7 protein-coding genes and 1 pseudogene are annotated in these 12,377 nt (G+C 63.1%); 3 read left to right on the forward strand and 5 right to left on the reverse strand.

All coding sequences use genetic code 11. The annotated features are described in order from the left end of the window. Positions 1-75: 75 nt before the first annotated feature. Positions 76-537, reverse strand: coding sequence for a hypothetical protein (locus ABD301_RS05480; RefSeq protein WP_344307726.1), 462 nt, complete (start codon positions 535-537; stop codon positions 76-78). Positions 538-578: 41 nt separating this feature from the next. Between ABD301_RS05480 and ABD301_RS05485 the strand changes: the two genes are divergently transcribed. Further along, positions 579-719: an L-lactate permease gene (locus ABD301_RS05485; protein WP_344307780.1), complete on the forward strand. Its 141-nt coding sequence runs from the start codon at positions 579-581 to the stop codon at positions 717-719. 147 nt (positions 720-866) lie between these two features. On the opposite strand, the pseudogene ABD301_RS42310 reads toward ABD301_RS05485, so the two are convergent. The 3 genes and pseudogenes from ABD301_RS42310 to ABD301_RS05495 form a co-directional block, all read right to left on the reverse strand. Then, positions 867-1,064, reverse strand: a pseudogene (locus ABD301_RS42310) (Imm8 family immunity protein); the annotation flags it as partial. A 173-nt stretch (positions 1,065-1,237) separates the two neighbouring features. After that, positions 1,238-1,789, reverse strand: a complete 552-nt coding sequence (locus tag ABD301_RS05490; RefSeq protein ID WP_344307728.1) for a hypothetical protein — start codon at positions 1,787-1,789, stop codon at positions 1,238-1,240. Further along, complete coding sequence (locus ABD301_RS05495) at positions 1,786-8,154, reverse strand: RHS repeat domain-containing protein (RefSeq protein WP_344307730.1); 6,369 nt, start codon at positions 8,152-8,154, stop codon at positions 1,786-1,788. The genes ABD301_RS05490 and ABD301_RS05495 overlap by 4 nt, the downstream gene beginning before the upstream one ends. Positions 8,155-8,253: 99 nt before the next feature. Between ABD301_RS05495 and ABD301_RS05500 the strand changes: the two genes are divergently transcribed. Beyond that, entirely contained in the window at positions 8,254-8,520 is a 267-nt protein-coding gene (locus ABD301_RS05500; RefSeq protein ID WP_344307732.1) for a hypothetical protein, read from the forward strand. A gap of 102 nt (positions 8,521-8,622) precedes the next feature. Here ABD301_RS05500 and ABD301_RS05505 read toward each other — a convergent pair whose 3' ends face one another. Continuing rightward, on the reverse strand, positions 8,623-11,703 hold the full coding sequence (locus ABD301_RS05505) for a LamG-like jellyroll fold domain-containing protein (protein ID WP_344307734.1): 3,081 nt from the start codon (positions 11,701-11,703) through the stop codon (positions 8,623-8,625). Positions 11,704-11,758: 55 nt separating this feature from the next. Here ABD301_RS05505 and ABD301_RS05510 point away from each other — a divergent pair, with 55 nt between their 5' ends. After that, positions 11,759-12,007 (forward strand): hypothetical protein, encoded by a 249-nt coding sequence (locus ABD301_RS05510; RefSeq protein ID WP_163572169.1) that lies wholly within the window; start codon positions 11,759-11,761, stop codon positions 12,005-12,007. Positions 12,008-12,377 lie beyond the last annotated feature (370 nt).

Raw genomic sequence — 12,377 nt, forward strand, 5'->3', positions numbered from 1 at the left:
AGATCCTCGCACTGCGGCTTGAGCGCATAGCGCAAGCTGGCATTTGAGGCGCTCAGCAATAGCTGAATTCTCTGCCTACGCAAGTGAGAGTTCAAAACCCAACAGCCGCCGGCTCTCCATAATCGCGCGGCACGACTGTGTCAACGCCACAGTCGCCAGCGTAGAGTCGCCGGTCGGCTTCCCGAAGAGAACTTGCACGATCTGGCTCTCCGTTGACCGGAAAATATCCACAGGAAGTTCTATCGAACCTTCCCTTATCACGTCGGACGGGATTCGCATAGTTCCGGAACGAGAGCTACCCGAGACAGACTCGATCGGCAGACCCACTTTCCAGGTCTCTCTTGGCGCGATCACGTCAAAGTTGGCAACCACTCGATCATCGGTGAGATCGACGACGACTACCCCCGCGATATCGATGCCCTTCGCCCACACTTGGCCATCAACCACAAGCACCTCGATGAGACGAGCCTCCTCGTCATATCGCGCGGCCAGGTCGGCAGGTATCGCGGACGAGAACTCCATGTCCACGTCGATCACCCTCAGGGCCTCCAGTTCACCGGGTTCCAACTTGGTGATGGATTCCGGTTTTATTCGTATCGGCCAACAGCGAAGCCGGCGCCCTCGGCAAACTCATCAGCCCCCAAAACCTCGCCATCGCAGCCGCCGCCGTCGGCCTGTCCGGCGAAGAAGGTCAACTCGTCCGACGAACTTTCCTCTAAAGCCTCGGATTCCTCGCCGACTTCTGCGTCCTCATCTTCCTCATGGCGTACGGCCCCCTAGCCTGGCTTGTCGTCGTCTAAACGCCTAAGGAACCACTTCTTCAGAATTCATAGAACCATGGGGGCACGGGCGATAGTCCTCGAATTTCACTTGCCCATTCGACCTATTTTCGTTGCCAGGTCCTCCCCATCCTCACCTTCAAGACTCTCGACCATCGATCGCAGGAGTTCCTTGACCGCGCGAATGTCAATCTGATCGACAATCAGATAATGTCTACCTATCTGTGGACCATGCTCGCGAACAATCCGTCCGAGGCGTACCGGCCTACCGGCCATCACGTCGAATGACTCGCCACCTAGCCATCACCGTACGCGATGACACATCTTTCGTCACCGAGAAGACCTATCAGGAATGGCTAGCTCTGCTCGCGGATTGCAATGCCATTCCAAGACTGAGAAACAAGATGCAGTCCGCGGGAATGATCGCCGCACGGTAATGGCGCCTACATTGGCATACATCAGTCGGGCCTTGTCCCAGCTCTACGCTCCGCAATCTCCAACCACTGGAGAAATTCGTCTGAATCGACCGTCTCCCTGCTAACTACTCGATGTCCGTAGACTGCTAGCGCTCGATCTATGTCCAGGCAGGTGTGATATTTGGGATCCTCCGTGGCGAACCCCATGATGACGTGGCGATGGTATGAAACATTTTTTTTACCCCAGATGTAGAACTCCCAGTAGAGAATCGGGCTCCGCTCTATCATGACGTCGCCGAGGAACAGCGATAGATCGTTAACCACAGAATACCATTCCGGAAGCAGACGCTCCGGCGCGCCGATATTGGGTGACACATTTCCCCTGAACCAGTCATTCACCTGCTGAATGGAGCTATCGGTATTCCGCAAATCAATACCATCACACTTCAACAGTCGGCTAAGGATTTCGATCCGTCGTGGTTTCGCGTCCATTAGTCTTTGATATGCTAGCCTTGCGGCCTTCCTTGAATGGTTCTCCGGCAGACCCTCTATGCCAGGATTGAATACCTCGTAAGAACTCCAGTCAACTGTCAAGGTAACTCCCTATAGGTGATTCCGGCCTTGGTCAGGGCATCAATGACTGATTGCGATGCTCCGATCTTACCGGTCACTGTACTACGCGAGAACTGCCACTGAACACCGTGGACATCCGCGTTGTTCTGCAAGAGATATTGGTCCTTGGCGATCTGCGCTCTAATATCCGACGTCAAGGATACTCGCCCAACCTTCGACTCGATGGCAATACCACTCGGCGTCAGAACATCAATTCGTCGCGGACCAGTTGGCGTTGGGTACGTTACCTCAGTCTTTGATCCCGGATACTTGCTGCTTATTCGATCACGAGCGGCGTTGCCAGCCCTCTGGTTTGCAGCAATGCCGGTACCTGGGTCACTTTCTTCGGTTAGCTTTCCTAGCGTTCGTAGCCATCTGTACCCCGACTCACCGAAACCCAACGTGAATAGTCCAGCTAGTCCACCCAGTGCGGCACTCGTGACAAAGTCATCTGAATTGAAATCCCCAGTTATGAGGCTCGAGATCGAATAGTCGACCATTCCACCGGCCGCACCCCCCGCTGTACCACAAACAGCGCTAAGGTCGTCATCGAGAAACGCTAAGGGGGAACACGCTAACCCCAGCGAGCCGCCTACTGCGGTGCCGGCGACGATCCCTAGCGCAGTCCCAACGACCTGACGTGCGACGGCTGCCGATCGCGCGTTTTCGTCTTCATGATCGCACCAGTTGTATCCACGAACGATACACTCTGTGCCCGTGTGCTTGCTCCCAATGTTGTATTTTTCGTTGTAACTTCCGCTGTGTCCGCGTGGACGGTCGTTCCCACTGTTTTCACCGAAAGCGCCGCACTCGAAGAGGCAATAGTCACCACCAGAGCCGTGGTCGATATACGGCAGCAGACCGGTGGGGTCGCTGGAGCTAACGGGCGAGTTGTCCGCGTACATGTACCCATTGAGCTGCTGTGGATCGTTAGGGTTCCTGATCGGGTCGACAGTAGTGAAGCGCCCAGTGGTGGGGTCGTAGTCGCGGGCGCCGAGGTGGGTGAGGGTGGTGGCGGTGTTGGTGGTGCCGTTGACGAAGCCGTGGTTGGTGGGCCAGGGGTTGCCGCCGGTGGGGCCGCGGGTTTCGCCGAACGGGGTGTACCAGCGGCGGGTGACCTGACCGTTGGCGGCGTTGATGGCGATGTCGCCGGTGCCGTGGTTGTCGGCGCCTAGCCAGGTCAGGGTGGTGGCGGTGCGGATGGCGATGGTGCTGCCGGCATAGCTGTAGTACCGGGTGGTGGTCGGCGCGCTGGCGCCGGTGTTCAGGCACAGCTGGGTGTTGCCCAAGTCCAGTGTGGTTTTGTCGGGTGCCCGAGTCAGGAGCAGGTTGCCGTCGGCGTCGTAGAGGTAGCTGGTGGTGCCGCCGGCGTCGGTGCTGGTGACGGGGTTGCCTTCGGCGTCATACGTAAGGGTGGTGGTGCCGCCGTTGGTGGCGTACGGGCCGCTAATGGTGTTCCCGGACGGGTCGTACGTGTAGTTACGGTTCGTGCCGTTGACGGTCGCAGTTTGCACGGCGTGTGGATGGGCCGCGCCGGCCGCTGGGTATGTGTACGTCGTGGTGACGTCGCCGCTGGCCGTCTGCGGTTTCGCTTGCCTCGCCGTGCCGGCGGCCCGCGGCGGTGCCGGCGACACGGGCTGGCCGGGGTTAGCCGCCTGTGCTGGTCCCGGCGTTGCAGCGGTGGCCGCAGGCGGCGGGGCCGGTGTTGTCGGGCTGGTCGCGGCGTTGCCGGGCGGGGTGGTCGCACCTGCGTTGCCTGGCGTGGTGGGCGAGTTGGTCGCGCCGCCATTGCCGGGCGTGGTGGTGCCGGGTGCGATGGTGGTGTGGCTGGTCAGGGGTGTGGTGGTGGCGTGATCGGTTTTGCTGGTGCGGTTGCCGGTGAGGTCGTATGCGAAGGATTGCCAGTACGGCGCCGGTCCGCCCAGGGCAGTGCTGGCTGGGTCGGTGGTGCAGTCGCCATTGCCGGGTGTCCAGGCATTGGTGAGTCGCTGCAGGTAGTCGTACCCAAAGCACTGGTTGTCGGGGTTGGTAGGTGCGGCGTCGGCGACTTCGGTGGTGGTGCCGGCGTTGTTGTACGTGTACGTGTCGTCCTGCAGGAGCGGCCCGGCGGGCACGCCGGAGGTGACGATGCGTGATCTGGTCAGCCGATGGGTGCCGACTTCGTAGCTGTAGGAGTGGTCCAGGCCTGTGCTGGTGCTGTCCAGGCTGACTTTCTGCGTTTCCCCGAAATCGGTGTAGGTGGTCCCGCTTACGTATGGGCTGGGGCCAGCGGACAGGGTGCTCGGCTGGCCGAGGTTGTTATAGATGGATGTGAGGGTCTCGGCGGCCAGGTCGCTGGTTTTGGGGTAGGTCTGGGTGCTGGGTCGGCCGGTTTTGCTGTAGGTGTTGGTGAAGGTGTAGCTGCCGGCGAGGGCGCCTTCATTCGCTGGGATGGTGGTGGTGCTGCCCAGTGGCCGGTACGCGGCGTCGTAGCCGGTGATCGCGGTGGTGTAGGCGTGGCCGTTGTCGATGCGGGTGGATGAGGTGAGTTGTCCCTTGGCGAGCGTGTCGTACGTCCACGACGCCCGCAGGGTGCCGGTGGTGGAGTTGTCGTGGAGTTCGGTTTTGCGGCCGATCGCGTCGTACACGGTCGCGAGGGTTTGGCCGCGGCCGTCGGTGCTGGCCACGGGTTGGTTGAGGTCGTCGTAGCTGGTGTGGCTGGTGCCGCTGTCGGGGTCGGTGATGCTGGTTTGCCGACCGCGCAGGTCGTACCCGTAGCGCCAGGTGTTCCCGGCGGGGTCCTTCACGGTCGACAGTCCGCCGCGGGGGTCGTAGGTGTAGGTGGTGGCGTCGAAGGCGCCAGTCGCGGTGCCGGCGTGATATTGCCGCAGTTCGGTGGTGCGGCCTTGGGCGTCGGCGATGGTGGTGGTCGGGGTGCCGCCGGCCGGTGGGGTGACGGTGACGCGGTCACCGTCGTACGCGGTGGTGGTGCGCCATTTCTCCACGTTGTAAACCAGCACGATGCTCGTCGTCGGACGTTCCGCGCCGTCGAAGGTAGTGCGGGTGATGTCGGAGATCACCCCGTCGCCGCTGCCTGAGGAGGCGAGGGTGGTGTCGACCGGGTTGGAGTCGGCGTACGCCTTGCCCGCCATGGTAAGGCCGCGGGAGTCGTAGATGGTGTCTTTGATCAGCCGGCCGCCGGCGGCGGGTGTCTGGCTTTGCCGCTGTCGAAGGAATCCGTCATACAGACTGTTCGACGTGAGATAGGTGCCGTTATCCAACAACGACTGGCTGGTCACGACGCTGGGAGCGTTGGTGCGTACGAGATAACTGAATTGCGTGTTGGGTTGCGTCGGGTAGGTGGCTTTGAGGTGGTCCGGTTGCCAGACCTGGGTCCGCCGCCCGAGTGGGTCGTAGGAGATGTCGGCGCGTTTAGTGTTGGCGTCCACAGTGGACACCGGCAGCCCCCACGCCGGTTCGACCGTTGTGGTGGCCGTGAATCCCAGCGGGTTGGTGACGGTGGTCGCGGTGACCGGCCCGCCGCTGGCCGGTGTGTACGCGGACGTGGTTTTGTTGTTTTTCGCGTCCGTGGCGGACGTGATTCGCCCGTACGGGTCATATGTGCTGGTGGCGGTAGTTAGGTAGGTTGGTTGGGCGGTGTCAGAGTTCCAGCCGTTGATTTCCTGAACGGTGGTGGGATTTCCCAGAGTTGGCGCTGTCCCGTACGACTGCGAGTCGTAGCTGGTGAGTGAGTCGCTAACCACATCATCGGGTCGGTTTGGTGTGGTGGCGCAGTTTTTCGCGACCGTCTCGGTACGGGTGGGATAACTAACCAACCACGCCGTGGTGTTCTCAACGTAGCTGGTACGGGTGCACTGATCATCGTCCGCCGTCGTTGTGTCGCCTTGGTTGTCGATCTGGGTGGGTTGCCCGTACGCGTTGTAGGTGGTCGATGCTTGGGTGCGTCGCCATCCACCGCTGGTCAGGGCGGTGCGTTCGCGGGTGGCTGTGGGTTCGACCATGTAGGCGTTGATGCCGCCGCGGCCGTCTTTGTTTTCTGTCGCGGTTGGCCCGTAGATGCTTTGGTCGGTGACGGATCCGGTCAGGATCGGGCCGCCGGCGCCGTTGTAGGTGACGGTTTCCCTGGCGGTGCCTTGCAGCGGCCAGGCGTCGCGGGCGGTGCCGCCGTCGGTGTCGGTGAGGTTGACGGTTTTCCCGGTGCCGTCGGCGTTGCGGTCGCCGTCCATGCCACGGAAATAGCGGGTCATCGACGAGGACTGCAGCTGGGTGGGATCGCCCTTGGTGGTGGTGACGGTCTCATACCCGCGGTATTCGCTCCAGGTGCGCCATTTCCACGGGGTGAGCTCATCGTCGTCCCAATGCCACGCGATGCCACCGGAGTAGGTGTAGTTGGTGACCATCGTGGGTGCCAGGCCGACGCCGTCGGCGTCGGTGACCTGCACCGCGACGTACTTGTGGAACCAGTCCAACAATGGTTCGGTCGCGCCCGGCGGCTGCCAATAGGACGGGAAACACAGGTACGTGTTGCTGTCCGGTGAGGCGGGCATGTGCACGTTGCGGGCGCACATCTTCCCCGAATACGTCACCGATGTGGTGCCGCCGGTTTCGTTGTGGATCGCGGAGATCCGGTACCGGTTCAACGGCGCGTACCCGTCGAGGCCGTCGACTCGGTTCGCCATCTGCACACCCTCGAACGTCACCGTCGGGACGGTGGCGGTGCCGCCGACCAGGCCGGTGTGCGCGATCGAGTCCAACCACAACGCCCGCGGTGTCGCGTCCCCCGGTGACTTGAACGAATGCCCCAGCGTCCAGGAATCCACGTCCCGGAACTTGCTGGTCGGGGTGTCCCAGATCCTGGTGGTGATTTTCGCGAGCATTTTCCGGGTGAAAAACGACGGCGAGAACCGGTTACTGCACGTCGCACCCGACGCGCAGATCTGGTCGAACGGCACATCCGGCCAATACCCCGCGTTCGCCGCCGTCAGCTGCGACGGCGCGCAGGTGATCGACCCGGACGGGACGCATCTTTCGGTGACATCAAACGCGATCTGCGCCGTCGCGCCGGTATACGCGGCGCCGTCGCGGAACCCGTACTCGATTTTCGCGAGATTGTCCGCGGCGGTGTAGGGGGTGTTGTCGGTGGCGACCAGGTTCCGGCCGTACGAGTTCGTTTCCTTGTTGTAGTAGTAACCTTGCGCGTTGCCGTTCGAGTCCACGACGTAGTCCAGGTTCCACCGCCACGCCTGCTGACACGACGATCCCGCGAACGTCGCGGCATGGCACGGCTCCCCGGGCTGGTTCCCGAACACCGGGACGGTGTCCACCGAGTTCGTTTCCAGCTTCCCGGTGGTCCACCCCGGCAAGTGGTTCTCGCCGAAAATGTAACGGGTCCCGTCTGGGGTGGTGACCACCCATTTCTCGCCCACGTCACCGCCCGAGCCGGCTGCGCCGCCGTCGCCGTTGGGTGCGCCAATGAACTTCTGCACCCTGGTGCCGTCATCGACCCGCAGTTTCCACTGATCCGGGTGGTTCACGTCATGGACCAGCTCGACGGCTTTCCCGTTCAACGACAGGGTCGCGTTGTCGCGCTGCCAACACAGGTCACCGGTTTTGACAGTGTTGTTGCCGCCGGTCATGTCATCGCCGCAGCCCTGGAACTTTCGTTCGATGAACCCCGGCCGCAGATCGAAACCCTCACCGATCCACGAAGGCTGATTGTTCGTCGCCGCGACCCGGCCATCCACCGACCCAGACGAATACCCCAACCCCAACTTCGGTGCAGCGCCGCCGGTCGAAGGCGGTGCCCGCAACGGATACGACCAAGAGAAATCCCCACCTGAGCCGCCGGCGGACCAGGTCGCTGACGGCGCCAACGAGGTCGCGCTGAAATCCCCAGAATCACCCGCCGTCGTACCGGCCGCCGCCACGAACGTGCCCTTGCTGGATGCCGGCACGTTCGCGGTCAGCGTCTTCTTGCTGGAGTTGTTCTTGGTCAGCAGCGGAACCAGCCGGCACGCTGGCGCCGCTGGGGTGCTCAGAGCGCAGGCGGGGACGGTAAACAGTGTGAGCCGGTTGCCGTAGTCACCGCCGTACGCGTACTTGAACCCGTCGTACGACACCGAAACCGACACCGACGCCCCATCCGGAACAACGTTCGCCCTCGACGGCCCGCCCGGCGCTGGAATCGACCCGGTGTCGGTGACCGACAGCAACGCGCCCAGAATCCCGGCCTTCGCGTCGCGGCCCGATCGGCGAACGTAACCCGCACCGTGCGCCCATTCGCCGGAGCCGCTTGTGCCTTCGGCGACCCGGGGGCCGGTTTCGCCGCTGGCACAGGACTCACCCATACCGGCAACGCCCCAGCCCTGAGCGCACTGCCGCCCACATCGCCGCCAGGCACGTCCACGGTCGCCGTGCCAGCCGGCCAGGTCACCGGCCCAGGCTTAGTGAAAGCGTCTCGCGCTGGCGCCGGTGGAGCTGGGTTCGCGGCCAGCGGGCGGGTCGCGATCCGCCGATCCGGGTTCGGTAGCGACGACACCGTCGGCGCGGGCGCGGCGGTGGCGGGCCGGGGATCCCAGCTCACCGGCAACGTTGCCGCCAGCAGCAACGCCAACCCAGCCGCCAACACCATCAGCGCGCGCCGCCTGAGCGCGCGCAGGCGAGACGGGGCACCCCCGAAAACGCCGTACCAGGACATGCCGGTGAACAGTTGACGCACCGCGAACCTCCACTGCCAAGCGGCCACACACTTGCCCGTGGACCGAAACGACAAGCAAACGACACAAACCAGCCGCGCCCGATAGAGGCGCTATTTTCTAAGCGGAGCCAGTGAAAATCCCATAGATCTGATCGTCGGTCAACACACCCGAGTACGCCCGCACGTCGTCGATCTGGCCCGGCCAGTAATTCGTCACCACACTGTTGTAGCGGCTCGCGCCGATATGCAGCGACCCGGTCGCGTTCCACATGGTCGCCGGCGCGGGCATCACCGTCGGGCCGCCGTTGCCGTTCGTATCGGGTGTGGTGTTGCCGTTCACATACAGCCGCAACTGCTTATGCGGCGCGTCATACACGACGGTCAGGAAAACCCACTCCAACGGGCCGCCCGCATCGAACGCCGGCGCGGACGAATTCACCCGCACCAACGGCGGACTCGTCGCGTCCTTGGTCGGGATCACGTACGACCACTGATTCGTGTCCTGCTCGTACTGCAAAATAAACCCGCTGGACACCGACCCATCCTGCGACACCACGCCAGCGAACTTCGACGCATTCGCCAGCCGCGCCCACGCGGTCACCGTATAACTGCCATCCGTACGCAACACCGAACCGCTGGTAGCCGCGAACGAGTTCGTACCATTGGCGTCCAAAGCGAAACCCGGCGGCCGTTCAATCCAAGCCGCGTTCGACAACGTCGCGGCTTTCCCATACCCACTCGCATCCGCCGCCGTCGAACCGGTTCCCTCATCGAAACCCCAGCGGCCCACCAGCACCGCCTCGGTCGCCGACGCCGCGATCTCCGCATCCGTCAACACCCGGTCCCACACCCGCACATCATCCACACTTCCCTGCAACAGCAACACATTCGCGCCCGCCTGCAGGTCACCGCCCACCCGCACCCCGCCGCCGGCGGTCCACACAGCGGACACCGCAGCCGAGCCGGCAAGGACACCGTTCACGTACAACCGCAACTGCGCAGCGCCGTCCGCGCCCGGGTCATACAAGCCCACCAGATGCGTCCACACCCCCGCGACCGGCGCCGGGCCACCAGTAGCCGACGTGACCGTCGCGGTATCAGTGTCCGCGCTGGTCGAACGCAGAACCCACGAATGCGAACCTGCCGCGTACTGCAACGACAACGCCGTCGTACGCGAACCACCAAGACCCACCACCGCAGAGGACACCGAGACATTCGACAGCGACACCCACGCCGAAACCGTCACCGGTTTCGCCGAATCCACCACCGAACCGCCTGTCGTCGCCACACCACCAGCGAAAGCGACACCGCCGGCCTCCCGGCCAGCCGCCCAGCTCGTCCCCGACGCCGGCAACGACAACGGATGCCCACCGCCCGCGCTGCTGTCCGCCGCGGTGGATCCGGAGCCGTCGTTGAGCAGCCACTGCCCCGACACAGGTGTCGGCTCGTCCACCACAAAGAAATACTGCGTGGGCGGACTCGGGTTGTTCGCAGCGTCCAATGTCCACACCATCAGGAAGTTGTCCCGATGCGTCGTCGGCGTATACGCCAGCGCGCCGAACATCCCCAATCCGGTCGCCGGCACAGACCGATTCACATCCATCGTGGTGGAATTCACCGCGTACGCGTACCGGACAACACCCACCTCACCGTTCGGGCCGAACGTGAACGTCCCGGTTCGGCCAACACCATTCCCCAACTGACCACCAGTCGGGAACTGCGTCGAAGCCACCGTCGGAGAATGTTCAGGGTGGGTGGCGTCGACGTGGTATTCGCACCACGTCGAAAACGGGCCGACATCGGTGCCGTCCTCGGCGCGTACGCGCCAAGAAATGTCACCACCATCGGCGTACATCCCGGCCGGCACCTGCGCCTGGAAAACCGTGTTCACCGGATTCTGCAACGACGTGAGATATTCGCCCTTAAGCACACTGTTCGTCGTCCACCACTGAAACCGCGCCCGAAGATTCTGGCCGGCATCAGCGTCCCGCATCGTCGCATACACCGTCGGCGTCGCCGTACCAATCGTCGGACGGTCAGCACCAATCACACACGGCTTGTTCTCCGACACCGACATCGACGTAGGCGCCGCCGGGACCGTGTTGTACTCGATCACGATCGCAGTGTTGGACGCCGTGAACTTCTTCCAGCCATAACTGTCCGACTCATCCGCCGCGCGCAACCCCACGGTCACACCAGGCCACCCCGCCGCCGCCTGCTGCTGGATCGCCGACAGCGCGTTGTACTCCAACTCACCCGCCGGACACGACGAGTCATATCCCTTCGCCGCGTTCACCGAACCCAGCTTGCGCATCCAACTCGGCTGCGAATTCCAGGTCGTCGACGAGGTGATCGCGCCGGTCAACCACAAATCCACCGGTCGTGCGGTACACGAGTACGAATAGGCATTCGTCACCCGCAACGTCGCCGACAGAATGTGCTTTCCGTTCACCGGGTCCGTCGCCAGCCAGAAGAACGACCGGTTCGTCTCCACGTCCCCCTGTTCCGACACATGCCCCACCCGAGCGACATTCTCCGACGAGTTCCAGTACGACGTGGTCGGGAACTTCGCCCACACGCTCGTCCACGCCCGCCGCCCCGCCGACACCGACGGATCCAGATACACCGGGAACTGCGTTCCCGTACCCGTCAGCATTGCCTGGTTCGGTGTGATCGTCAGCGCACTGGCCGACACGTCCACACCCATCGCCACCCGGTCCGGCTCGGTCGCCGGTGGGTCCGTCGCAGTCGGCGACTGTTTGGATGGCGCCGAAGGGCTGTCCCACATCGTCGGCGTCGGGGCATGGAACACCACATTCCCATTACCGTCACGGAAATCAATATCACCGGCGCGGTCCTTCACGGTCGACACGCCAGTAGCGGCCAACCCGAACCGCAACGCCTTCAGCGCAGGGTTGGACGCCGCTGTAAGCGTCTTGACGACCAGCACCTCGGTGTAACCGTCAACATCCGCGGTCAACCGCAAATCCACATCCGGCAGGACATTCGGGTACGTCGCCATATCACCCGACAACGACGGCGCCGGAAGCGAACCACCGGGCCAACTCAACGCCACATTCGCCGTGCCCGTACCAATCCGCACCAACGGACCCGAACCACCACCAGAAAACACCACCGAAGTCGGCGCAGCCGCCGCCGACACCGAACCATCCCCCGCACGCACAAGCGTCAGATCCACCGGCACCCAACTCGTGCCACGATGCACGCGTACCGGACGGGCATTCTCCGTCAACGTGAAACTGCCCGACGGATTAGCCGTCACCAACCGCGTCTCATTCGTCAACGCCGACACCTCAACAGGCGCGGCCGTCGCCTTCGCCCTCACCGCGGCCGCCGCCTCATCCAACAACGGCACCGCCGCCGCGGGCTTGCGCGGAACCGCCACCGGCGCCGCCGCAGCGGGCGCGCCCCACGCCGGCAGCACACCAGCCGCCACCACCAAGGCGGCCACACCAGCCACTGCGCGCGGCCTGGACAAATGAAGTAAACGAATCAGCGAACACCGTTCGCGACGCAGATGTATCCCGCGAATCCCCCGTGCCATGTTCTATTTGTCCTTCCTGCCCCCGCGACAAGTAGCAACGAGACGGTAGCCCACCGCGATGCCATCTGTCAGTAGGAAGGGAGTCAAATATTCTTTATCAACGCACCGATTGCCGACGATACGGCACGCCGTGAGCCATTAACCATTCAATGACCGTTTTATTCGTATCGACCGCTACCGTCACTTTTGTTAGGCTACCGGGCGAGGTTTTCACCGGATTTGTCGAGTGACGATGCAATGAATTATGGGAGCGTCTCGCCTACAAACATCACCCTCCCCGTAAAGCCGAGATGGCCCACGCTGATGCA

The organism is Fodinicola feengrottensis, from assembly GCF_039530045.1.
Lineage (GTDB): Bacteria > Actinomycetota > Actinomycetes > Mycobacteriales > HKI-0501 > Fodinicola > Fodinicola feengrottensis.

Coding starts and splice junctions, on each gene's coding strand:
- ABD301_RS05495 (WP_344307730.1), bottom strand. CDS start 8,154: ATGGGTGAGTCCTGTGCCAGCGGCGAAACCGGCCCCCGGGTCGCCGAA.